Raw genomic sequence first — 21,545 nt, forward strand, 5'->3', positions numbered from 1 at the left:
CGGCGTGGGACCATCGCCGGCATGCCAGGATTGCCGGCGTTCATGACGCCTGACCAGCTTGCCGCCCGTACGTCACGCGCGCTGGCCGCCGCCGTCGGCGCGGGCCGTGACCTGGGGCTCACGGTCACCGACCCGAAGATCCTCCACGACGTGTTCTCCGTCGTCGTCCACCTCGCCCCCTCGCCCGTGGTCGTCCGGGTGCCGACCGTCCTGCCGCCGTACGCCACCCCCGACAGCCAGGCGGCGCGTCAGCGGGTCGAGCTGGACGTGGTGGCCTGGCTCGCGGAACACGGGGTTCCGGTGGTGCCGCCGAGCCCGCTCGTGCCCCGCGAACCCGTACAGCGCGACGGTTTCGCCATGACGTTCTGGCAGTTCGTCGAGCAGGACGGAAACAGCGAGCCTGATTACGTACGGAACTCGGCCCTGGTCGCCGACCTGCACGCCGCGCTGCGGGCCTACCCGGGCGAGCTGCCGTTCCTGGCGGCAGCCGAACCGCGCTTCGTCACCGACGGGCTCGCCGCCCTCGAAGGGCACACCGATCTCATCGAGCCGGCCGACCTCGACCGCGCACGGCGCGAGTGGGCCGTCCTGGAGCCCTCCTTCAGCTCGCGCGCCGCGTTCGAGGCGGCGTTCCCCGGCGTCGACTTCCAGCCGGTCCACGGGGACGCGCCCGCCGTCAACATCGTCACCACCACGGGCGGCGCGCTGTACTCCGACTTCGAACTGGCCACACTCGGGCCGGTCGAGTGGGACATGGCGGCCCTCGGCCCCGAGTGCGAGGCCGAGTACAACAGCGCCGCGCGGCGCCTGGGCCTCAGGAAACTGGACGAGCGCGCCATGCGTGCCGTCAACGCCGTGGGGATGCTGCGGGCGGTGGCGTGCCTCGCCTTCGTACCGCAACTGCCCATGCTGGCGGACGCCCTGAAGCCGGCGATTGAGCAGTGGCGGGGGACGCCGTTCGCCGGGGGCCTGGAGGACTGAGCCCCTACTGATCCTGGCCCTGGTCCTGGTCCTGGCTCCGGCCTCGGTTCCGGCCCGGGGCCTGGCCCTGCGCCTCATCGTGTTCGGCGAACGCGGCGACCAGGCTGTGGGGCGCGTCGTCGCCGAACATGAACTCATAAAGTCCGGAGCCCTCGGTGGCGGCCTCGGTGCTGCGCGGGAACATGGCCTGCTCGTACGCGGTGAGCGCGGCCTCGATGTCATCGGGGTGCGCGGCGAGGGCCCGGCCGAGTTCGGCGCCGTCGAGCATGGCCAGGTTGGCGCCTTCGCCGTTCGGGGGCGCGAGGTGGGCGGCGTCGCCGATCAGGGTCACCCCCGGCGCCCGGCCCCACCGGTGTCCGACCGGCAGTGTGTTCATGGTGCGCAGGACGGGCGCGGTGTCGGCTTCGGTGATCAGCGCGGTCAGTTCGGGTGCCCACCCGTCGAATTCCCCCGCGATCCGCTCGGTGGCCGCGGCCGCATCGGTGAAGTCGATGGCGGCGAACCACTCCTGGGGCCTGGCCAGCATCACGTACGCGTGCAGGGTGTCGCCCCTTTCCCGGTGGGCCTGGATGCCCTTGCCCGGCGCGGGCGTGAGCAGCATGCCGCCGCCGACCGCTTTCGCGGTGGCCGGATGCCGGGTGTCGGCGTCGAACAGATAGGTCTCGACGCACGACATGCCGGTGTACGAGGGGGTGGCGGTGGAGAGCAGCGGTCGGACCCGCGACCAGGCGCCGTCCGCGCCCACCAGCAGGGCGGTTTCGACGGTGCTGCCGTCGGCGAACGTCACCTCGTGGCGGCCCTCGCCGAGGGTGCGGGTACGGCTGACCTTGTACCCCCAGCGGACGGTGCCCGCCGGGAGCGAGTCGAGCAGGACCTGCCGCAACTCGCCGCGCTGCACCTCGGGGCGTCCGCCCGTGCCGTCGTCCGCCTTGTCGAGCAGGACGGTCCCGTCCCGGCCGAGGACGCGCAGCGCCTGACGGCCCTCCAGGATCAGGCCGTGGAACTCGTCCATCAGGCCGGCTGCCTTGAGGGCGAGCTGCCCGTTGTAGTCGTGGATGTCGAGCAGCCCGCCCTGATGGCGGGCCGTGGGGGAGGGCTCCGCCTCGTAGACGGTGGCCGGTATGCCGTTGACGTGCAGGATACGGGCGAGTGTGAGGCCGCCGAGACCGGCGCCGATGATCGTGACGTGTGTGGGAGTGGTCATGGTGGAAAGGTGCCGGGCCGCGCTGACGGACTGCCGACAACGGCCGGCAGCTGCCGACAACGGGCCGACAGACGGCCGGGCTTCGGGCGCCGCCGATGAGGCCCTGTAGGGTCCCGAGCCCACCCGGTGGGCGCGTCCTGGCCGAGACCGCACCGCCCCTGGTTTCGTGCCGCTCCGGAACTTTGTGAAGTAGTCCGCGATCCGCTCGCCGGCTCCAGAAAAATAGCGAACGTTCTTTATTGTCAGGCTGTCGCCCGCCTGCCAACCTTCTCCCCGGGGGCCAGTCCCTTGTCCGTGCCCGCAGTCCGCACCGCCGTTCCGCCGCCTCTCCCCGGGCGGCCGGCCAGCACCCAGGAGGCGTGGATCGAGGACCTGTGCAGACACCTTTTCGCGTCCTTCACCAGGGCGGACCACCACCTCAAGGGCGAGCAGTACGTACGCGGGCTGCTCACCGCCCCCGGCCGCAAGTCCATCCGTAACATCGCCCGCACCCTGGAAGACGCCGGCGCGGCCCAGCGCCTGCACCATTTCATCTGCAACGCCCCGTGGAACTGGCGCGCCGTCCGCGAGGCCCTTTCGGACTATCTGATGCAGCGCGACCGGCCGCACTCCTGGGTGGTCCGCCCGATGCTCATCCCCAAGTCCGGTACGAACTCGGTCGGCGTCCACCGCCGCTTCGTCCCCGCCACCGGGCAACTGGTCAACGGGCAGCTCGCGTACGGACTCTGGTACGCGGGCCGGGCCCTCGTCGCCCCCGTCGACTGGCGCCTGCACCTGCCGTCACCGGACTCCGGACCGTTCGCCCTCAGTGACGAGGGCGTTGCACGGGTCCTCTCCCTGGCACGCCGGTCTGTCTGCCCGGCCACCGAGGAGCTGCCCCCGATGATCTGGGACAGCCAGATGCATCATGCCGCCGACGTGCTGAGCGCGCTGGCGCCGCTCGGCCTGCCCGTCATGGCCCGTACGCCCGGCTCCCTGCCGCTCCACCTGGTGGACCGTTACGGCCGGCCCTCCCGCCGCGGCGCCCTCTCCGCGCAGCGCGTCCTCGCCGCTCCGGAACGCCTCGGCCTGCCGGTGCACAACGTCGCTCCCGGAGTACGGGCGGTTCTGGCCCGCGTCGCCCCCGCGCGGACCGGCGACGGCGGAGGCGGCGGTGAGCTGCTGCTCTACGCCCAGCGGTACGAGGACGCCGAGGCGTACGGCGGGCGCGGTACGGGTGACCGCGCGGACTTCTGGCTGACGACGCCCACCGGCAAGGCCCCGGCCGAACTGCACCTGCTCACCAGGGCCGCGGCCCGCGTGGCCCGCGACAGCGTCCGCACCGGCGGCCGTACGGGGCTGCGCGACTTCGAGGGCCGGTCGTACGACGGCTGGCACCGCCACATGACGCTGGCCTCGGTCGCGTACGCCGTCCAGACGCTCACCACGCTCGATGCCGTACGGTCGGCCCGCGACGCGCAGCGCTCTCGCGTGCCCGCGCCCCCTTCGTACGCGTATGCGCCGCACGGGAGCGGTCGGCGCGCAGGCGAACTGCCCCTCACCCTCGTGGGGTGACGGGCAGCCGCATCGGCCGGTACGGGCTGGTCAGCCGCCGAACGTCCAGCTCAGGGAGCCGTCCGCGGTGGCCAGCGTCGCCAGAATGATCAGGTCGGCGGCACCGAGGACCATGCCCAGCATGGCGCGGGCGCGCCGGGTGGTGTGGCGTGCCAGGGCCAGCGCTCCGAGTACGAGGGCGCACGGGCCGAGGATGACGTTGGCGACCAGGGTGCCGACGAGGCCGAGCACGAACGAGGCCACGGCCATGCCGTCGGCCTGGCCGTAGGGCGCGGGGCGCTTGGCGGGCCTCGGTTCGGCGGACGGCTTGGTGTCGGGCGCCGTGCCGGTCTTGGCGTTGGGCCCGGTGTCGGACTTGGTGTCGGTCTTGCTGTCGTCGATGAGGGTGGTCATCGGGACGCTCCCTCGGTGTGGGTGGTGTGGTGGCGGCGCTCGCGGATGGTGAAGACGAGCAGCCAGCAACCGATGGCCACTGCCGCGATGATCGTGACGGGGACCGGAAGATGTGCCGCGGTACCCACCACAATCCCCAGCAGGAGGAGGGCTGCGACAAGGAAGAGCATGATCTGCCTTTCCGAATCGGAGGACAGTTGTTCACTCACTACCTGGGTTCCCAGTGTAGGGGTGGAGAAACTGAGAGAACGGTTGTTTACTGGATGACATGAGTCACAGTGAGTCCGTCGGCGTCCGCCAGGCCCAGAAGCAGCGCACACGTCAGGCCCTGCTCGACGCGGCACTGGGCCTGCTGGAGGAACAGAGCCTGAGCAGCATGGGGTTGCGCGAGGTGACCCGCGCGGTCGGCGTCGCCCCCACGGCCTTCTACCGGCACTTCCGTGACCTCGGTGAACTCGGAGTCGCCCTGGTCCAGGAGTCGTTGGCCAGCCTGCACGCGACGGTGCGGGCGGTCCTCGCGGAGCAGGCCGGCGCGGAGGAGCGGATCGACCATACGGTCGCGGTCGTCGAGCGGTACGTACGGGAACACCCCGCGCACGTACGGTTCATCGCGCGCGAGCGGCACGGCGGCGTACGGGCGGTGCGGCAGGCGATAGCGGGCGAGCTGGACCGCTTCGCGACGGAGGTCGCGGCGGCGCTCAAGTCCCAGCCCGTGTCGGAGGGTTGGAGTGACGAAGACGTACGGATGCTGGCGGAGCTGTACGTGGACCGGCTGGTGATGACGGCCTCGGCGTTCCTGGACGTGAGCGATGGGGCGGGCGAGGGCGAGGGCGTGGACTCGGAGCGGTGGCGGGCGGTCGCCCGAACTGCACGCAGGCAGCTGCATCTCATCAGCGTCGGGCGCCGGCACTGGCACGATGCCGTTTCCTGATCGCCGAATGGCGGGGGATGACCAATTGGCGGCGTAAGTAAGTCATTTGGCTCAATTGTCAGTGGGTGGGTCTAGCGTTTGTCGTGTCGTAACTACGCGAGTAGCGGGAGGCGAACACGATGGCGATCGAAAATTCCGAACCACCGATGACATGGCGGTACTGCGGCAATCAGGTCAAGCTGTGGCGCACGCAGGCACAGGTGAGCCGGGAGGCGTTGGCCAAAGAGGCCGACTACGCGGCTGAGTACGTGAAGTCGATGGAGCAGGGCCGGCGAAAGCCGACGATTCACCTGCTCCGGGTGGCGGACCAGTTGTGCGGCGCGCGAGGGTTGCTGACCGCTGGGGAGGAATACCTCCAGCCGGAGAAATTCGTGTCGTACTCGGCGGATTACATGCTGTACGAGCTCGACGCGGTTGCCCTCTACTTCTACCAGGCTTCCCTGGTGCCGGGCCTGCTCCAGACCGAGGCGTACGCGCGGCACTTGATCACCGGGCACTGGCCTCCGCTGGGCGAGGAGACGATCGAGCGGCGGGTAGCGGGGCGCATGGAGAGGCAAGCCCTGCTGAGCAAGGACACCGTGTCCTTCAGCTTCGTGATCAGCGAGCGGGTGCTGCGGCTTGCTTACGGAGGAGGCGAGCTGCACAAGGCGCAACTGGCCCGCATGCTGGAAGTCGGCGAACAGCGCAACGTGGACGTGCAGGTCCTGCTCGACCGCGACATGGTCAACCCTGGGCTCCACGGGCCGTTCGTTCTGCTGTCGACGGAGCAGCACGAGCACCTCGCCTACGTGGAGATGCACGGAGGCGGCGTAATTCACGCCGAGGCGGAGAAGGTCGACGGCCTGCGCCAGCGGTACGAAAAGCTTCTTCAGCAGGCGCTCAGCCCCAGGGACTCAACCGATTTCATCGCGAAGTTGATGGGGGACCTGTGAACGACGCCAGGTGGTACAAGTCGAGCTACAGCGATGCCGCCGGTGGTGAATGCGTCGAGATATCCACCGCCCCTGGCGCTATTCGCGTCCGGGACTCCGGGGACCCGCGCGGCCCTCATCTCGCGTTCGGCGTCGGCGCCTGGGGCGCTTTCCTCGCATACGCGCGCGAGCGCCCGGCGTGATCGGGTAGCACGCCAGGCCCAGCAGCGCAGCGGACAGGTGGCCGATGTCGATGAAGGTGAGGTTGTCGAAGAGGGGGATCGCGTAGAAGGCGAGGACGGCTGCTGCGTAGACGTAGCGGAGGGGGTGCCAGGGGAGGCGGTAGGTCAGGACGGCGATGATGCCGGCGAGCGCGTAGCTGACGCCGACGTCCAGCGTGTCGACGGCGGAGTGCGGCGCCGCGCCCGTATGGATGGCGAGGGCGAGGATGCCTTCGCTCAAGTACGTGGCGCCGATGTGGGTGACGCCCATGACCGCGAGCCAGCGGCGGGTGCCGAGCCAGCGTTCGGCCGGGACGTGGAAGAGGTTGTAGAGGACGAGGTAGAAGAACCAGCTGCCGCCGGCGAGCCACAGTGCGCTGGTGAGGAGGACCCGGCCGGGTGAGTGCAACAGGTTGTTGATGTTGGTGGAGCGGTGTTGCAGGACCTGGTCCAGCGTGTCGGGCGCCAGGTGGTGCATGATCACCGACGTCACGAAGAGGATCGCGAGCCAGATGAACGTGCCGGGGGCCTTGCGTACGTAAGACCAGACCGCGCGGGCCGGGGCGGCCGGGCGGAGCGCATCCCTCATGGCGCATGTATACGCCACGGTGTGCGGTGCGCCGTATCGCGTGAGGTCCGTACGGCGCGTGTGGCGCAGAACACACAGAGGGTCGAAATAACCGGGGATCCCTTCCCCGTTTAACCGGGTGTCCGACTGAAGCGGGGAATCACTCCCCGCTTACTGGATCACCGCCTTCCGGGCCCGCCCCGGATACGCGGCCCGCATACGAAGGAACGCGACGACGACGCGACGCAGAGACGCGAAGGCGACGCCACGACGACGAGAGGAACGTGCCGACATGACCGCCACCCGGTCCCGCACCCGCGCCCCCGGCGCATGCGCGGCGACGCCACCGCACCGGCTGCGGGCGGACGCGTTGCGCAACCGGGAGCGGATCATCGGGGCGGCGCGTGAGGCGATGGTCGAGTTCGGGGCCGAGATCCCGCTCGATGAAATCGCTCGACGCGCCGGTGTCGGCAATGCGACGCTCTACCGTCACTTCCCGGATCGCCTGGACTTGATCCACCACGTCACGCTCTCCGTCATGGACCGCACCGCGGACAAGGCGGAGGCCGCGCTCACCGAGGAGCCCGACGCCTTCCAGGCGTTGCGGCGCTTTGTGTTCGCGGCGGTCGAGGAGCGGATCGGTGCCCTGTGCCCGCTGCTCTCGGACGGTGTCGACAAGGACCACCCCGACCTGCTCGCAGCGCGCGGGCGCCTGGAGGGGGCCGTCGAGGCCCTGATGGGCGCCGCGCGCGACAGCGGCCAGCTGCGTACCGACATCGCCGTCGGTGACCTGATGGTCGCGCTGACTCAACTGACACGGCCGCTGCCCGGAAGCGGCTGTACGGACTTCGACCGGTTCGTGTACCGGCACCTGCTGCTGTTCCTGGACGGACTGCGGGCGCCGGCACGCTCTGAACTGCCCGGTTGCGCGGCCACGCTGGAGGACCTCCGGCACAGCTAGCGGACCACACGGGGGAAGAAAGAAACACGGGGGAAAGGAAGAAACATGGGGAACAACGGGGAACGCGGGGGAGCCCAGGCCCGGCTGGGGCTAGGTCCGACCGGGCCGGCGCCCAGGCGGGCCGGGGCCCAGGCGGGCCAGGGGTCAGGAGGGCCAGGGCCCGGTCGGGGACGCTGACGCCGATCGTCGGCTGACGCTGACCATCAGCTGACGTCGACCATCAGCTGACGTCGATCATCGGCAGACGTTGATCACCGGCAGGCGTCGGCCGACGCTGACCATCAGCCGAAGCCGAAGCCGAAGCCGAAGCCGAAGCCGAAGCCGAACGACGGCCGAGGCCGACCGACGCCGACCGCCAGCCGAAGCCGAACGACGGCCGACCACTGACCGACGCCGACCACCGACCGACGTCGACCATCAGCCGAAGCCGAACGACGGCCGACCACTGACCGACGCCGACCACCGACCGTCGCCGACCACCGACCGTCGCCGACCACCGGCCGACGCCGACCGCCAGCCGAAGCCGACCATTGGCCGAGGTTGACTGCCAGCCGAAGCCCGACCACCGGCCAGGGCCGACCACCGGCCAAAGCCGACCACCGGCCAAAGCCGATCCCTGGCCGAAGCCGACCACCGGCCAAAGCCAATCCCTGGCCGAAGCCGAACGCCAGCCGACGCCGACCATCAACCGACGCCGACCACCGTCCGGCGACAGCCGACCCACGGCTTCGCCGCCCGGCCGAAAAACGCGGCCACCCGGCCACCGCCCCTCACCACACCCGCCACGGCACCCGCTACAACACTCATCACCACAGCCACCACAACGCCCACCTCAACATCCGCTGCAACACCCACCACAGCTCTGCCCCGGCCATCCCGGCGGCGGCCCCAGCCGCCCCCGCCCGGCCATACCGCAAGCCGATCAACGCCTGATCAACACACGTTCAACACCAAATCAACACCACAACAGCACCGACTTCCTCACTTACGCACACCGCACCGGCTCACGCCCACATCCCGCTTCTCGCTCACGCACCACTAGGTGGACCCACCCATGTCTGAATCGGCCACGAACGTCGATCCCCGGCGCTGGAAAGCGCTCATATTCATCGCCCTGGCGCAGCTCATGGTCGTGCTCGACGCGACGATCGTGAACATCGCGCTGCCCTCCGCCCAGGCCGACCTCGGCATTTCCGACGCCAACCGGCAGTGGGTCATCACGGCGTACGCGCTCGCCTTCGGCGGCCTGCTGCTGTTCGGCGGACGCGTCGCCGACCTGTGGGGCCGCAAGCGGACCTTCATCATCGGCCTGGTCGGCTTCGCGCTGGCCTCGGCCCTCGGCGGCGCCGCGTCCAACGAGGGCGTCCTGCTCGGCGCCCGCGCCCTCCAGGGCGTCTTCGGCGCGCTGCTGGCGCCGTCGGCGCTGTCGCTGCTCGCGGTGACGTTCACCGAGGCGCGGGAGCGGGCCAAGGCGTTCGGCATCTTCGGTGCCATCGCCGGTGGCGGCGGTGCCGTTGGTCTGATCCTCGGCGGCGTCCTGACCGAGTACATGAACTGGCGCTGGACCTTCTTCGTCAACATCCCGTTCGCCGTGGTCGCCGCGGCCGGCGCGCTGCTGGTGATCCGCGAGCCCGCGGGCAGCCGCAACCCGTCCCGCCTGGATGTGCCCGGCGTCATCCTGGCCACCCTCGGCCTGGTGTCCCTGGTCTACGGCTTCACGCGCGCCGAGTCCGACGGCTGGGGCGCCGGGATGACCATCGGCCTGTTCGTGGCCGCGGCCGTGCTGCTCGCCGCGTTCGTGCTGGTCGAGTCGAAGGTCAAGTCCCCGCTGCTGCCGCTGCGGGTGCTCACCGACCGTAACCGCGCCGGTGTCTACACATCGCTGGGCCTGGCCGTCATCGGCATGTTCGGTCTGTTCCTGTTCCTGACCTACTACATGCAGATCGTGAAGGGCTACACGCCGGTCACGACCGGCCTGGCCTTCCTGCCGATGATCGTCGGCATGATCACCGGCTCGACGCAGATCGGCGCCCGGCTGATGACCCGCGTCCGGCCGCGGCTGCTGATGGCCCCGGGCTTCCTGCTCGCCGCCGTCGGCATGCTGATCCTGACCCAGATCGACCTGGACACGTCCTACGCGGCGCACATCCTGCCCGCGTTCCTGCTGCTCGGGCTCGGTATGGGTACGGCGTTCATGCCCGCGATGTCGCTGGCCACGCACGGCGTCCAGCCGCGGGACGCGGGTGTCGCCTCGGCGATGGTCAACACCTCTCAGCAGGTGGGCGGCGCGATCGGTACGGCCCTGCTGAACACCATCGCGGCCAGCGCGACCACCGCGTACGCCACCTCGCACGCGAAGAGCGCGCCCTCGGTGGACCTGCTGAAGCTGGAGTCGATGGTGCACGGCTACACCTCCGCGATCTGGTGGGCGGTCGGCATCCTGGCCGTGGCCGCGGCCATCGCGTTCACCATGGTCACCACCGGCAGCCAGGGCGGCGGACCGGTCGCCCGCTCCGGCGACGACGCGGACGCGGCGGCAGGCACCGACGCGGAGGCGGACGTACCGGTTCCGGTCATGGCGCACTGATCACGCCGACTGATCACAGTGGGCAGATCGCGCCGACTGGTCATGGTGCGCTGAGCGCGCAGCACTGATCACGGTGCGCCGAGCGCAGATGTACGGGCCGGTGGCCGCACGGCCACCGGCCCGTACGCGCGCCCGAACCCAACCGAACCGGCCCGGCGCCGGCCCGCCCCCCCCCGCTCCTCAGCGGAGCCAGGGCAGGTCGGCGCCTTGCGGTTGCAGGCCGTCGGCCACCGTGCGGCAGATGTCGGCCAGCTGGCGGACCTGCTCGGGGCTGAGCCGGTCGAAGAGGGCCGCCCGTACGGCGGAGACATGGCCGGGCGCGGCCTTCTCCAGGACGCGCAGGCCCTCGTCGGTGAGGACGGCGTTCTGGCCGCGCTTGTCCGAGGAGCAGTCCTCGCGCCGGACCCAGCCGCTCTTCTCCAGGCGGGCCACGGCGTGCGACAGCCGGGAGCGGGTGATCTTGGCGTTCTGGGCCAGTTCGGTCATCCGCAACCGGCGCCGGGGCGCCCGGGAGAGCTGGACGAGCAGCCCGTAGTAGACGTGCGGCATGCCCGCGTCACGCTGGAGCTGGCGGTCGAGATGGTCCTCCAGGAGCGTGGTGGCATGCAGGTACGACTGCCAGGCGTACTGCTCTTCGTCGCTGAGCCAGCGCGGCTCGCCTGCGGGTTCGTTGCTCATACCATCCACTGTCTCACCGCTCCGTCATTTCTTGAAGTTTTAACTAAGGGTGACGAGCAGGAAATGCGCAGGTGAGCCACCGTACGTGGGACTTACATGAGGCTTCCGGGCTTTTCAGGAACGCTCTGAAACAAGGCCGAACCATTCAGGAATCGGCGGGAATCAGCTGCTGAGCGCGCACCGCGGCGGTCAGAGCCCGATCGGCGCCGTGCGCCTCGCCGCCCGCGCCACCGCCCGCGCCGTCGTCACTCTCCGCGGACCACTTCGCCACGTCCAGCGCGGTGTCGGACATCTTGATGACATGTTCGTCGCCGTGCCGCGCCGCCCGTTCGAAAACCTCCTCGGCGACGAGCCGGCCACCTTCCTCCAACGGCGACTGCACCTCGGCGGCCGAGTAGACCGACGTGATCGCCGCGCTCGCCGTCCAGACCGCGCCGAGCGAGACCGCCCACAGCTCGCGGGGGAGCGCGGGCAGGGTGCGCAGGACCGCGTTCGGGGCGGTGGCGGTGTGCACCATCAGGACGCCGTGCCCGTACCCGTGGTCGAGGTAGTGGTGCACGGTGGCCCCGACGAGTGCGGTGAGCCGGTCGCGTACGGCGTCGGGGTCGTCCGCCGGTACGTGCAGCGATTCGGCGGTGGCCGGCCAGCCGGGCGTACCGGGCAGCTGGGCCAAACCGTCCAGGGGCAGCACCTGCTGGTCGGCGACGCGCGGGAGGGCGGCCAGCGCTTCGGCGGGCGAGGCGGTGCCGGTGGGGTTCACGGAGACCGGCAGGGTGGTGTGCCGGGCGGCCCAGTAACCGAGGGCGTGCGCCAACTCCGCGATGCGCGGCGCCTCTTCGCCGTCCTCAAGGAGTGTGCGTACGACATGGCCGACGCGGATGACGGGGTGCGTCGCGGCCCCGGCGATGCCGGGCAGTAACCGCGGCCACCACTCGGCGAGCACGTCGCGCCACGGACGTTCGGCGACGAGCCGGGTGAAGTACGCCGTCCAGTCGGAGACCCGGCGCGGATCGCCCAGCGCCTCGTGCCAGTTGGCGTCGGTGACCGTGCCCTGGAGGCTCGGCACGTCCTCCAGTTTCTCCTCGTAGTGATCGAGCCAGCGGTGCACGGAACCCGCCTGCCCATGCCTGACCAGCGCCTCCACGGCCATCGGCCCATGGTTGGCGAGGAAGCCCTGGAACTCCGGGCCCGATCCGTGCAGGCGCTCCAGGGCCTCGTCGAGAATTCCGCTCGTGATGTCCATGCGCCGAGGCTAGGCGGGCGGTCCGGGCGCGGTAACGGACGGCGGTCCTACGCCCCGGTACGGCGATGGTCGTACGGCCGGGGGACGGGCGTAGGACCCTCTGCGCCAGACCCGACGCGATACCCGACAGGAGGTGTCGGGTATCGGCGGGAGGGTGAGCGCATGGCGAGCGACAGCACGGGTACGGGTACGGGTACGGGTACGGGTACGGGTACGGGTACGGGTACAGGCGTGAATACAGGCCGGGGTACAGCCACACCCACAGGCGTGAGCTGGGCCGGTTTCGTGGCCGCGCAGCCGGAGGCGGCGGGGCGGGTGGAGGCGCGCTTCGGGGCGTACCGGCACCACGTCCTCGGGACGCTCCGCCGCGACGGCTCGCCGCGTCTGACCGGCATCGAGGCGGACTTCCGCGCTGGCGAACTGTGGCTGGGCATGATGGCGGCCTCCCGCAAGGCGCTGGACCTGCGGCGCGACCCGCGCTTCGCGTTGCACACCAACCCGGGGCCGGGCACGGACCTGGCGGGCGGCGACGTACGGGTCGCCGGGCGGGCCGTGGAGGTGACCGACCCGGCGGTGCTCGCGTGGTACGTGGACGAGACGAAGCCGCCGGAGCCGTTCCACCTGTTCCGGGCGGAGCTGACCGAGGTGGTGCGTACGTACGTGGAGGACCCGCACATCGTGCTGGAGATCTGGCGGCCCGGCGGCCCCCTGCGTGTCATCCGGCGGGGCAACGGGGCCGAGCCGCCCGAGGTCACGGTCGTTTCCGGGTGAGCCGGAGCGGGCGCGCGCCCCTTCAGGTCGCGGTGATCTGGAAGGTGCAGCTGCGGCGGCTGCCGTAGTCGGACGCGAAGGCAAGTACGTAGCCCTGCTCGGTGACCATCAAGCCCTCGCAACTGCTGTAACCGCGTGGCGTGCCCAGGTCGACGAACTTTCCGTTCCGCCACAGGCAGGCCCGCCAGGAAGACCCGTCCGCGGAGTAACGGCCCGCGATCTCACGGCGGTTGTTGATGCCCAGCGGCCACACGTCCCGCTTGCCGCTGGTGGGCAGCCGGGTCATCCGGCCCTCGCTCCACAGGAAGGGGAGGTGCCCGTCGGCGGTGTGGCTGATGCCGATCACGTCGCCGAGGTCGTTCATGGACTGGCGGGTGAAGGAGAGATCGATGCCGTACGGGCCCAGCGTGCCCAGGTCGGTGAGCCGGCCGTCCTGCCAGATGAAGGCGCGCGCAAAGCCGCCGCCCGAGGCCGGGCGGTAGGTGCCGAGGACCTGGCCCCGGGCGTTGAGGCCGGTGAGTCCTGAGATGCCCAGCGGGGTCAGGTCGGTGGCGGTACGGCCGTCCCAGAAGAACGCGTACGTGGTGCCGGAGTCGTAGACGCTGCTGATCAGCTGCCCGCTGTCGTTGAAGCCGCGCGGATAGACGCCGCTGGTCTGCCCCGCGGGCGGCACGATCTCGGTGCGGGCGCCGCTCGCCAGGTCGTACACGAAGCCGCGGTAGGGCAGGGCGGGGCGCTCCGAGGAGCGGTAGACGACCTGGCCGCGGTTGTTGAGGTAGTGGGCGCGGCTGTCCCGGTAGCGCGGGTCGGTCTCCAGGAATACGGGCTCCGCGGCCGCGCCCCCGGGCCAGGCGGCGGCGGTCTGCAGGTCCTCCGGGCCGCCCCGGTGACTGCCCGCGAGCTGCCCGTTGTCGTTGATCGCCTCCAGGTAGAGGCTGCCGCCGGAGGCGGGCGGCCGGGCCGTGGTCAGCCGCCGGTTCGCCCAGACCAGCGCGTTGGCGGTGCCGCCCATCGTGCCCGAGGAGCCGATCACGTGCCCGTGCCGGTTCAGGTCCAGCGGCTGCCACATGTGGAAGCCGTCCGGGTCGCCCACAGGGGTGGAGGTCACGCGGCGGGGCGTGCCGCGTACGGCCGCCGTCGCCGGGGTGGTGCCGGCGACGGCGGTCAACGCTCCGAACACGGTGGCTGCCAGTAAGGAGCGCCTGCTGACATACGGGGATCTCTGGTGTCTCGGCATGACGGCAGGGTGGCAGCCGTGCCGGAAGAACGGGACCCCTGTAGGCGCGTGCTCAGTTGGACGGGTGCGGGTGGCGGTGGGCCCGGCGCGGGCGGTGCTCGCCGTGGGGCTCGCGGACGCGGTGGGTGCGGAAGATGTACAGGGAGACGGCGAACATCACCGCGCCCATGACCGCTCCCATGCGCACCGACTCCAGGGTGGTGTGCCCGGCCGTGCCGGAGATGCTGTAGAGGTAGCCGATCGCGGTGCCGAAGAACGCTCCGTACGCCAGCGCCCGTACCTCCGTGACCAGGGTCGACTGGACCCGTACGAGCAGCAGGCCGAGCACGCCGCTGACGACGGCCGTGATCAGGCCCAGCAGCCAGGCGTGGCCCAGCGAGGAACCGCTCGTGCGGTCCACGAAGACGGTCCACAGGCCGTAGAGCAGTGCCGCGGCGACGGGCAGGGCCACGGCCGTGGTGGACCTGCCGTGCGGCCCGGAGGCCGCGGCCGGGTTGTCCGGGTGTACCGAGGTGTCCGGGTGTACCGGGGTGTCCGAGTGCGCTGTGTACGGCTGCGACGCGTCCCGCGACTGCGGGCCGGCGGTCGCGCCGTGCCGGTGGGCGGGCGTCTGCATGACGGGCTCCTCTCACTCGCCCCGTCTTCCAGGCCACACCCGGGTACCGCGAGCGTCAACCGGAGGAGCCGGTGCCCAGGTGTTTCTCGTACCAGGCGACGTCCCAGTAGCGCCCGAATTTGCGGCCGACCTCGCCGTACGTACCGACGTGCCGGAAGCCGAAGCGGGCGTGCAGCCGGACGGACGCCTCGTTGGGCAGGGCGATGCCCGCGTACGCGCGGTGCACGTCCTCGCCGGCCAGCGCCTCGAAGAGGGACTTGTAGAGCAGCGTGCCGACGCCGCGGCCCGCGGCCCGCGGCGCGCAGTAGACGCTGACCTCGACCGAAGTGGAATAGGCGGGCTTGATCCGGAAAGGACTACTGGTCGCGTAACCCAGCAGCCGCCCACCGTGATCCGCGGACCGCCCGTCGCGCGCCCGCGCCCCGTGCGCCCGCTCCTGAGCAACCAGAAGGCGGTGGGGGCCGTCTACAGGGTGGGAGAGCAACCACGAGCGGCGCTGCTCGGGGGTGAAGGGCTCCGTGTCGAATGTGATGGTCGTCTCACGGACGTAGTGGTTGTAGAGGTCCGTGAGGTCCCCGAGATCAGCCTCGGTGGCCGGTCTGACCTGCACTTCCCGGTACTCCGACGGCATCCGCCCTCCTTGGTGGGGATGCAGGGTACTGCATGATCACGAAAATGGGTGCGCGGCGTGGGAATTCTGTCCGGATTCCAGCCGTTGTTTCCTTCGGAAGGGGTACCCGGAGGCCAGACCGCACCCGGTGTCCCACCGCCACCATCCCGCGACCGACTCACGCAGACTCATCGCAAGGGAGCACACGCATGGCAACCCGTGCCGTCGCCCGTCGTCAGGCCACCAGCAGCGGTGCCGACGGGACCAACAGTGTTCGCGCCGTAGGCGGGGAGATCGCCGACCGCGACCTGGTCGGCATGTACCTCGACGAGATCGCGCGTACCCCTCTGCTCGACGCCGCCCGTGAGGTCGAGCTGTCCCAGACGATCGAAGCGGGCGTCTACGCCCGGCAGATCCTCGACGGAGTCGTCGAGGACGGCAACGCGGCCGGTGCCACCCGTGCGGAGCTGGAGGCCCTGGCCGAAGAGGCGGAGAAGGCCAAGGACATCTTCATCCGCTCCAACCTGCGCCTGGTCGTGGCGGTCGCCCGCCGCTACCCGCGCTCCGGCCTGCCCCTGCTCGACCTGATCCAGGAGGGCAACGCGGGCCTGGTCCGCGCGGTCGAGAAGTTCGACTACGCCAAGGGCTTCAAGTTCTCGACGTACGCGACGTGGTGGATCCGCCAGGCCATCACCCGCTCCATCGCCGACCAGTCGCGCACGATCCGGCTGCCCGTCCACCTCGTGGAGGAGCTGGGCCGCATCCGCCGTGTCCAGCGCGAGTTCAACCGGGAGAACGGCCGCGACCCCGAGCCCGCCGAGGTCGCCCAGGAGCTGGGCTCCACGCCCGAGCGCGTCACGGACGTGCTGGACTGGGCGCGTGACCCGGTCAGCCTGAACATGTCGGTCGACGACGAGGGCGACACCCAGTTCGGCGACCTGCTGGAGGACACCTCCGCGGCCTCGCCCGAGCAGTCCGTCCTGACGCTGCTGCGCAGCGAGGAGCTGGAGGACCTGATCGACCGCCTCGACCACCGTACGGCCTCGATCATCAAGGCCCGGTACGGCATCGAGGACGGCCGCGAGCGCACCCTCACCGAGGTCGGCAAGCAGCACGGCCTGACGCGCGAGCGCATCCGGCAGATAGAGAAGCACGCACTGCTGGAGCTGAAGCGGATGGCGCGCGACACGGGGTTCGACGCGGCGGCGTAAGGGCGCACGCCCTGCGCCCGTGCTCCCCGTCGGTGGTGGCCTGACGTGGGTTGATGTGCGGCCGTCCGCGCACCCCGAGTAATTCCTGACCCCTTCCCCCATAGACGAGCCCCGGTGCCGCTTCCCCCCTTCGGTACCGGGGCTCTTTGCTGCCCAGCAATGCCCGTTTGTGTTGGTCGCGGGTCCGAGTGTGTTTACTTCCTGGCCTGTCAGTCGTACCTTTGGCGTGAAACCACACGGTCGGGCATGAGGCAGGCGTAAATCACCATGTACGCAGCGGAGCGGCAGCAGGAGATCCTGCGACTGGCGCGCGAGGGCGGGCGGGTCGACGTGCTCTCGCTCGCCGAGGAGTTCCAGGTCACCGCCGAGACCGTTCGCCGGGACCTGAAGGCCCTGGACCGGGCCGGGCTGGTGCGCCGGGTGCACGGCGGCGCCATCCCCGCCGGGCGCCTGGACTTCGAGCCGGACCTCGCCGAGCGGGACACCGTCGCCGCCGACGAGAAGCAGCGCATCGCGCGGGCCGCGCTCGCCGAGCTGCCCGGTGGCTCCGCGCCCGGCAGCGTGATCCTCGATGCGGGCACCACGGCCGCCCGGATCGCCGCCGAACTGCCGCTGGAGGCCGAGCTGACCGTCGTCACGCACGCCCTCCCGGTCGCCGCGCGGCTGGCCGACCACCCCGGCCTGACCCTGCACCTCGTAGGCGGCCGCATCCGGCACCGTACCCGGGCCGCCGTCGACGAGTGGGCCCTGCGCGCCTACCGCGAGATCAACGCGGACGTGGTGTTCCTGGCGACCAACGGCTTCTCCCTGGAAGGCGGCCTGACCACCCCCGACCTCGCCGAGGCGGCCGTCAAGCGGGCGGCGGTCGCCGCGGCCCGGCGGGTCGTGCTCGTCGCGGACAGCAGCAAGTTCGGGCAGGTCCACTTCGCCCGCTTCGGCGGACTCGACGACGTGGACCTGCTCGTCACCGACACCGGGCTCAGCCCCGACGACGCCCTCGCCATCGAGCGCGCGGGCACGGAAGTAGTGCGCGCATGATCCTCACCGTCACCCCCAACCCCAGCCTGGACCGTACGTACGAGATCCCGACGCTGGAGCGCGGCGCCGTGCTGCGCGCCACCGCCGACCGGATCGACCCGGGCGGCAAGGGCGTCAACGTCTCCCGGGCCGTCGCGGCGGCCGGGCACCGCACGCTGGCCGTGCTGCCGCTCGGCGGCCCGGCGGGCGCGGCGCTGGGCGATCTGCTGGCGGCGGAGGGCATCGAGGTCGCGGGCGTACCGGTGGCCGGGCAGACCCGGTCGAACATCTCCGCCGTCGAACCGGACGGCACCCTGACGAAGATCAACGCGGCGGGCCCCGAACTGTCGGCGGACGAGTCGCGGGCGCTGCTGGAGACCGTACGCACCCGGTCGGCCGGGGCGGACTGGATCGCCTGCTGCGGCAGCCTGCCGCGCGGACTGGCCCCCTCCTGGTACGCCGAACTGGTCGCCCAGGTGCACCGGGCCGGAGCCCGGATCGCGCTGGACACGTCCGGACCGTCGCTGACCGCCGCCCTGGCGGCCCGCCCCGACGTCGTCAAGCCGAACGCGGAGGAACTCGCCCAGGCGGTGGGCCGCCCGCTGCGCACCGTCGGCGACGCGGTCGAGGCCGCGCGCGAACTGCGGAAGCTCGGCGCGGGCGCGGTGCTCGCCTCCCTCGGCGCGGACGGGCAGCTGCTCGTGGACGCGGACGGCGAGCGGTTCGCCTCCGCGCGGGTCAGGGCCGTACGCAGCAACGTGGGCGCGGGCGACGCGTCGCTGGCCGGGTTCCTCGCGGCGGGCGGCGTCGGCGTACGGGCGCTGGCCTCGGCCGTGGCGTACGGGGCGGCGGCGGTGCAACTGCCGGGCAGTGCGATGCCGGTGCCGAAAGATCTGGATCTTTCGGCGGTTCTGGTGGGCGACACCGTGCCGGTGGGGCTGGAGCTGCGGGAGCCGGCGGGATGAGCGTTCCGGGCCGGTTCACGTGTTATCGCTTCGCTCGTCCTCAAACTCCCCCAGCTGGACGCTGGGAGGGGCCCCCGGACGGGCTGGATGTGGCTGAGATGGACTCGCCCCTGCCGGAGTCGGCCGGGTCGGGTGTGAGCGGGGCGGGGTTTGAGCGGGCCGGTTCCCACCGGGGCCGGGCGTGGACGTGGAGCGAGCGAAGGAGCCCGCGATGAGTGAGCTGATCACCGCGGAACTGGTCGATCTGGACCTGTCCGCCGGGAGCAAGGAGGCGGCGGCGCGGTCGCTGGCCGAGCGGATGGCCGGGCTGGGCCGGGTCACCGATCTGGACGGCTTCCTCGCGGACGTGGCCGCGCGCGAGGCCCAGATGCCGACCGGCCTGGACGGCGGCATCGGCATACCGCACTGCCGCAGCGCGCATGTCACCGAGCCGACGCTCGCCTTCGGACGCAGCGCCGCCGGGATCGACTTCGGCGCCGCCGACGGCCCGGCCGACCTGGTCTTCCTGATCGCGGCACCGGCGGGCGGCGACGCCGACCACCTGTCGATCCTGTCGACGCTGGCCCGGCACCTGATGGACGAGGAGTTCACGGGGGCGCTGCGCAGGGCGGACGATCCGGCGGCGGCTGCGGCGCTCATCCGGGGCGAGGAGCCGGAGGCCGTAACGGAGGCGGAGGCCGGGCCCGAGGCGGAGGCCGCAACCGAGCCTGCGGCGGCAACCGAGCCTGCGGCAGAGCCCGAGCCTGCGGCGGAGTCCGAGCCCGCCGCCCCCTTCAAGATCGTCGCCGTCACCTCCTGCCCCACCGGCATCGCCCACACCTACATGGCCGCCGAAGCGCTGGCCAAGGCGGGCAAGGAAGCCGGGGTCGAACTGGTCGTGGAGACGCAGGGGTCGGCCGGGTTCAAGCGGCTGGACCCGGAGGTCGTGGCCGCAGCGGACGGCGTGATCTTCGCGCATGACGTGGAGGTGCGGGACAAGGCGCGGTTCGCCGGGAAGCCGACGGTCGACGTGGGGGTGAAGGCCGGCGTCAACCGGCCCGCCGAACTGATCGCGGAGGTACGGGAGAAGGCCGCGCGCGGCGACGTCTGCGTACCCGCGGCGGCCGGGCCCGCCCCCATGGACCGGGACGGCGAGGCGGGCGACGGCTTCGGCACGCGGCTGCGCAAGTGGCTGATGACCGGCGTCAGCTACATGGTCCCGTTCGTCGCCGCGGGCGGCCTGCTGATCGCGCTGGCCTTCGCGATCGGCGGGTACGGGATCAACAAGGCGCCGTCCGTCGCCGAGCACTTCGTGTGGACCGAGTCCGCGAGCTGGGCGGCGCTGCTCTTCCAGATCGGCAACGTCGCCTTCGGCTTCCTCGTCCCCGTACTGGCCGGCTTCATCGCGTACGGCATGGCCGACCGGCCGGGCCTGGTGCCGGGCTTCGTCGGCGGCGCGATCGCCCTGACCGTCAACGCGGGCTTCCTCGGCGGCCTGATCGCCGGACTGATCGCGGGCGCGGTGGTGATGGCGGTCCAGCGGGTCCGGGTGGCGCCCGCGCTGCGCGGCATCATGCCCGTGGTCGTCATCCCGCTGATCTCGTCGGCCGTCGTCGGGTTCCTGATGTTCCTGGTGGTCGGCAAGCCCATCGCCGCGCTCCAGAAGGCGCTGACCGACTGGCTGAGCGGGCTGTCCGGCGCCAATGCGGTCATCCTGGGCGTCATCCTCGGCCTGATGATGACGTTCGACCTCGGCGGCCCGCTCAACAAGGTGGCCTACGCGTTCGCGGTGGGCGGCCTGGCCAACCCCAACGACGGCAGCCTGAAGGTGATGGCCACGGTGATGGCGGCGGGCATGGTGCCGCCGCTGGCGATGGCGGTGGCCACGACCGTGCGCGGCCGGCTGTTCACCCGTACCGAGCGGGAGAACGGCAAGGCGGCCTGGGTGCTGGGAGCCTCCTTCATCACCGAGGGCGCCATCCCGTTCGCGGCGGCCGACCCGCTGCGCGTCATCCCGTCCGCGATGGCGGGCGGCGCGGTGACCGGCGCCCTGTCGATGGCGTTCGGCTGCACGCTGCGCGCCCCGCACGGCGGTGTCTTCGTGGTGCCGCTGATCGGGCAACCGCTGCTGTACCTGGTGGCCGTGCTGACCGGTACGGCGGTCACCGCGGCGCTGGTCGCCCTCCTGAAGGGCCTGCGGAAGACGGACGCGCCCGCGGTCGCCGCGCCGGAGGCGACGGCGGTCGCGGGGGAGCCGGCCGGAGTCTGACGGCACGGACGCGCAACGACGGTGGCCGGTCCCCCCGCGGGGGGACCGGCCACCGTCGTATCGCTACGGAGCCACGGGATCAGCCCGCGCTGCCCGCCGTCCACTCGCTCCACGACATGTTCCAGCCGTTGAGACCGTTGTCCGGCTTCACGGTCCGGTCGGGCGAGTTCTTGACGACCACCACGTCACCGATGAGCGAGTTCTCGAAGAACCACTTGCCCGGGGTGTCGCCGCCACCGCCCTTGTTGTCCTGGAGGCCGACGCAGCCGTGGCTCGTCCCGGCCCGGCCGAAGATCGACGGGCTGCCCCAGTAGTTGCCGTGGATGAACGTGCCGGAGGAGGAGAGCCGCATGGCGTGCGGCACGTCCTTGATGTCGTACTCGCCGCCGAAGCCGACCGTCGAGCCGTCCATCCGGGTCTGGGTGAACTTCTCGGAGATGACCATCTGGCCGTTGTAGGTCGGGTTCTTCGGGCTGCCGCCGGAGATCGGGATCGACTTGACCGTCTTGCCGTCCCGCACCACCGTCATGGTCTGGGTCTTCATGTCGACGGTGGAGACCTGCGAGCGGCCGACGGTGAAGTTCACCGTCTTGGACTGCACGCCGGTGATGCCCTGGCCGCCCTTGACCCCGTCCAGG

The 21,545-nt window shown here is 71.2% G+C and carries 22 protein-coding genes and 1 pseudogene; 12 read left to right on the forward strand and 11 right to left on the reverse strand.

Features of this window, described 5'->3' with window-relative positions; all coding sequences use genetic code 11:
* The first annotated feature begins 42 nt into the window (after positions 1-42).
* Positions 43-981 (forward strand): phosphotransferase family protein, encoded by a 939-nt coding sequence (locus ADK86_RS39300; protein WP_053700953.1) that lies wholly within the window; start codon positions 43-45, stop codon positions 979-981.
* A gap of 4 nt (positions 982-985) precedes the next feature.
* On the opposite strand, the gene ADK86_RS39305 is transcribed toward ADK86_RS39300, so the two are convergent.
* On the reverse strand, positions 986-2,185 hold the full coding sequence (locus ADK86_RS39305; protein WP_053700954.1) for an FAD-dependent oxidoreductase: 1,200 nt from the start codon (positions 2,183-2,185) through the stop codon (positions 986-988).
* A gap of 294 nt (positions 2,186-2,479) precedes the next feature.
* On the opposite strand from ADK86_RS39305, the gene ADK86_RS39310 reads away from it, so the two are divergent.
* Positions 2,480-3,739 (forward strand): transposase, encoded by a 1,260-nt coding sequence (locus ADK86_RS39310; protein ID WP_234346337.1) that lies wholly within the window; start codon positions 2,480-2,482, stop codon positions 3,737-3,739.
* A 30-nt stretch (positions 3,740-3,769) separates the two neighbouring features.
* Here the strand turns inward: ADK86_RS39310 and ADK86_RS39315 are convergent, their stop codons facing one another.
* The gene (locus tag ADK86_RS39315) at positions 3,770-4,132 is read right to left on the reverse strand and encodes a hypothetical protein (protein ID WP_053700956.1); all 363 of its coding nucleotides are present in this window, start codon (positions 4,130-4,132) and stop codon (positions 3,770-3,772) included.
* Positions 4,129-4,341 carry a hypothetical protein gene (locus ADK86_RS44070; RefSeq protein WP_053201883.1) on the reverse strand — a complete coding sequence of 71 codons (213 nt, stop codon included), beginning with the start codon at positions 4,339-4,341 and terminating at the stop codon, positions 4,129-4,131. The genes ADK86_RS39315 and ADK86_RS44070 overlap by 4 nt, the downstream gene beginning before the upstream one ends.
* 59 nt (positions 4,342-4,400) lie before the next feature.
* Here ADK86_RS44070 and ADK86_RS39325 point away from each other — a divergent pair, with 59 nt between their 5' ends.
* The 3 genes and pseudogenes from ADK86_RS39325 to ADK86_RS45560 form a co-directional block, all read left to right on the forward strand.
* The gene (locus tag ADK86_RS39325; RefSeq protein ID WP_053700957.1) at positions 4,401-5,063 is read left to right on the forward strand and encodes a TetR family transcriptional regulator; all 663 of its coding nucleotides are present in this window, start codon (positions 4,401-4,403) and stop codon (positions 5,061-5,063) included.
* A gap of 119 nt (positions 5,064-5,182) precedes the next feature.
* On the forward strand, positions 5,183-5,995 hold the full coding sequence (locus ADK86_RS39330) for a helix-turn-helix domain-containing protein (protein ID WP_053700958.1): 813 nt from the start codon (positions 5,183-5,185) through the stop codon (positions 5,993-5,995).
* Positions 5,992-6,102: pseudogene (locus tag ADK86_RS45560) on the forward strand (DUF397 domain-containing protein); the annotation flags it as partial. The gene ADK86_RS39330 and the pseudogene ADK86_RS45560, both read left to right, overlap by 4 nt.
* On the opposite strand, the gene ADK86_RS39335 reads toward ADK86_RS45560, so the two are convergent.
* Complete coding sequence (locus ADK86_RS39335) at positions 6,074-6,784, reverse strand: rhomboid-like protein (protein WP_053700959.1); 711 nt, start codon at positions 6,782-6,784, stop codon at positions 6,074-6,076. The pseudogene ADK86_RS45560 and the gene ADK86_RS39335 overlap by 29 nt on opposite strands.
* 271 nt (positions 6,785-7,055) lie before the next feature.
* On the opposite strand from ADK86_RS39335, the gene ADK86_RS39340 reads away from it, so the two are divergent.
* A complete protein-coding gene (locus ADK86_RS39340) occupies positions 7,056-7,724 on the forward strand; it encodes a TetR/AcrR family transcriptional regulator (RefSeq protein ID WP_003979765.1) in 669 nt (222 codons plus the stop codon).
* A gap of 220 nt (positions 7,725-7,944) precedes the next feature.
* Here ADK86_RS39340 and ADK86_RS43605 read toward each other — a convergent pair whose 3' ends face one another.
* Positions 7,945-8,409, reverse strand: a complete 465-nt coding sequence (locus ADK86_RS43605; protein WP_159394068.1) for a hypothetical protein — start codon at positions 8,407-8,409, stop codon at positions 7,945-7,947.
* Between the two features lie 369 nt (positions 8,410-8,778).
* On the opposite strand from ADK86_RS43605, the gene ADK86_RS39345 reads away from it, so the two are divergent.
* Positions 8,779-10,311, forward strand: a complete 1,533-nt coding sequence (locus tag ADK86_RS39345) for an MFS transporter (RefSeq protein WP_053700960.1) — start codon at positions 8,779-8,781, stop codon at positions 10,309-10,311.
* Positions 10,312-10,491: 180 nt separating this feature from the next.
* Here the strand turns inward: ADK86_RS39345 and ADK86_RS39350 are convergent, their stop codons facing one another.
* Positions 10,492-10,989: a MarR family winged helix-turn-helix transcriptional regulator gene (locus ADK86_RS39350; RefSeq protein WP_053700961.1), complete on the reverse strand. Its 498-nt coding sequence runs from the start codon at positions 10,987-10,989 to the stop codon at positions 10,492-10,494.
* Between the two features lie 145 nt (positions 10,990-11,134).
* Positions 11,135-12,232, reverse strand: a complete 1,098-nt coding sequence (locus tag ADK86_RS39355) for a questin oxidase family protein (protein ID WP_053700962.1) — start codon at positions 12,230-12,232, stop codon at positions 11,135-11,137.
* Positions 12,233-12,547: 315 nt separating this feature from the next.
* Here ADK86_RS39355 and ADK86_RS39360 point away from each other — a divergent pair, with 315 nt between their 5' ends.
* Entirely contained in the window at positions 12,548-13,003 is a 456-nt protein-coding gene (locus ADK86_RS39360) for a pyridoxamine 5'-phosphate oxidase family protein (RefSeq protein WP_420718914.1), read from the forward strand.
* Between the two features lie 22 nt (positions 13,004-13,025).
* On the opposite strand, the gene ADK86_RS39365 is transcribed toward ADK86_RS39360, so the two are convergent.
* From ADK86_RS39365 to ADK86_RS39375, 3 genes are all read right to left on the reverse strand, one after another.
* Positions 13,026-14,111 carry a hypothetical protein gene (locus ADK86_RS39365; RefSeq protein WP_234346336.1) on the reverse strand — a complete coding sequence of 362 codons (1,086 nt, stop codon included), beginning with the start codon at positions 14,109-14,111 and terminating at the stop codon, positions 13,026-13,028.
* 181 nt (positions 14,112-14,292) lie between these two features.
* Positions 14,293-14,856 carry a hypothetical protein gene (locus ADK86_RS39370; protein ID WP_053700965.1) on the reverse strand — a complete coding sequence of 188 codons (564 nt, stop codon included), beginning with the start codon at positions 14,854-14,856 and terminating at the stop codon, positions 14,293-14,295.
* Between the two features lie 55 nt (positions 14,857-14,911).
* Entirely contained in the window at positions 14,912-15,487 is a 576-nt protein-coding gene (locus ADK86_RS39375; protein ID WP_053700966.1) for a GNAT family N-acetyltransferase, read from the reverse strand.
* 188 nt (positions 15,488-15,675) lie between these two features.
* Here ADK86_RS39375 and ADK86_RS39380 point away from each other — a divergent pair, with 188 nt between their 5' ends.
* The 4 genes from ADK86_RS39380 to ADK86_RS39395 all read left to right on the forward strand — a co-directional run bounded on the left by ADK86_RS39380 (position 15,676) and on the right by ADK86_RS39395 (position 20,907).
* Entirely contained in the window at positions 15,676-16,677 is a 1,002-nt protein-coding gene (locus ADK86_RS39380; protein ID WP_053700967.1) for a sigma-70 family RNA polymerase sigma factor, read from the forward strand.
* A 267-nt stretch (positions 16,678-16,944) separates the two neighbouring features.
* Positions 16,945-17,715, forward strand: a complete 771-nt coding sequence (locus tag ADK86_RS39385) for a DeoR/GlpR family DNA-binding transcription regulator (protein ID WP_030591527.1) — start codon at positions 16,945-16,947, stop codon at positions 17,713-17,715.
* Positions 17,712-18,659 (forward strand): 1-phosphofructokinase, encoded by a 948-nt coding sequence (gene pfkB / locus ADK86_RS39390; RefSeq protein ID WP_053700968.1) that lies wholly within the window; start codon positions 17,712-17,714, stop codon positions 18,657-18,659. The genes ADK86_RS39385 and pfkB overlap by 4 nt, the downstream gene beginning before the upstream one ends.
* Positions 18,660-18,870: 211 nt before the next feature.
* The gene (locus tag ADK86_RS39395) at positions 18,871-20,907 is read left to right on the forward strand and encodes a PTS fructose transporter subunit IIABC (RefSeq protein ID WP_053700969.1); all 2,037 of its coding nucleotides are present in this window, start codon (positions 18,871-18,873) and stop codon (positions 20,905-20,907) included.
* 79 nt (positions 20,908-20,986) lie between these two features.
* On the opposite strand, the gene ADK86_RS39400 is transcribed toward ADK86_RS39395, so the two are convergent.
* The coding region (locus tag ADK86_RS39400; RefSeq protein ID WP_030591533.1) for a L,D-transpeptidase at positions 20,987-21,545 on the reverse strand (559 nt) is incomplete at its 5' end.

This window comes from Streptomyces sp. NRRL F-5755 (genome assembly GCF_001279365.1).
GTDB lineage: Bacteria > Actinomycetota > Actinomycetes > Streptomycetales > Streptomycetaceae > Streptomyces > Streptomyces rimosus.

Coding starts and splice junctions, on each gene's coding strand:
- ADK86_RS39300 (WP_053700953.1), top strand. CDS start 43: ATGACGCCTGACCAGCTTGCCGCCCGTACGTCACGCGCGCTGGCCGCC.
- ADK86_RS39305 (WP_053700954.1), bottom strand. CDS start 2,185: ATGACCACTCCCACACACGTCACGATCATCGGCGCCGGTCTCGGCGGC.
- ADK86_RS39315 (WP_053700956.1), bottom strand. CDS start 4,132: ATGACCACCCTCATCGACGACAGCAAGACCGACACCAAGTCCGACACC.
- ADK86_RS39325 (WP_053700957.1), top strand. CDS start 4,401: ATGAGTCACAGTGAGTCCGTCGGCGTCCGCCAGGCCCAGAAGCAGCGC.
- ADK86_RS39330 (WP_053700958.1), top strand. CDS start 5,183: ATGGCGATCGAAAATTCCGAACCACCGATGACATGGCGGTACTGCGGC.
- ADK86_RS39335 (WP_053700959.1), bottom strand. CDS start 6,784: ATGAGGGATGCGCTCCGCCCGGCCGCCCCGGCCCGCGCGGTCTGGTCT.
- ADK86_RS39340 (WP_003979765.1), top strand. CDS start 7,056: ATGACCGCCACCCGGTCCCGCACCCGCGCCCCCGGCGCATGCGCGGCG.
- ADK86_RS43605 (WP_159394068.1), bottom strand. CDS start 8,409: ATGGTCGGCGTCGGCTGGCGTTCGGCTTCGGCCAGGGATTGGCTTTGG.
- ADK86_RS39345 (WP_053700960.1), top strand. CDS start 8,779: ATGTCTGAATCGGCCACGAACGTCGATCCCCGGCGCTGGAAAGCGCTC.
- ADK86_RS39350 (WP_053700961.1), bottom strand. CDS start 10,989: ATGAGCAACGAACCCGCAGGCGAGCCGCGCTGGCTCAGCGACGAAGAG.
- ADK86_RS39355 (WP_053700962.1), bottom strand. CDS start 12,232: ATGGACATCACGAGCGGAATTCTCGACGAGGCCCTGGAGCGCCTGCAC.
- ADK86_RS39370 (WP_053700965.1), bottom strand. CDS start 14,856: ATGCAGACGCCCGCCCACCGGCACGGCGCGACCGCCGGCCCGCAGTCG.
- ADK86_RS39375 (WP_053700966.1), bottom strand. CDS start 15,487: ATGCCGTCGGAGTACCGGGAAGTGCAGGTCAGACCGGCCACCGAGGCT.
- ADK86_RS39380 (WP_053700967.1), top strand. CDS start 15,676: ATGGCAACCCGTGCCGTCGCCCGTCGTCAGGCCACCAGCAGCGGTGCC.
- ADK86_RS39385 (WP_030591527.1), top strand. CDS start 16,945: ATGTACGCAGCGGAGCGGCAGCAGGAGATCCTGCGACTGGCGCGCGAG.
- pfkB (WP_053700968.1), top strand. CDS start 17,712: ATGATCCTCACCGTCACCCCCAACCCCAGCCTGGACCGTACGTACGAG.
- ADK86_RS39395 (WP_053700969.1), top strand. CDS start 18,871: ATGAGTGAGCTGATCACCGCGGAACTGGTCGATCTGGACCTGTCCGCC.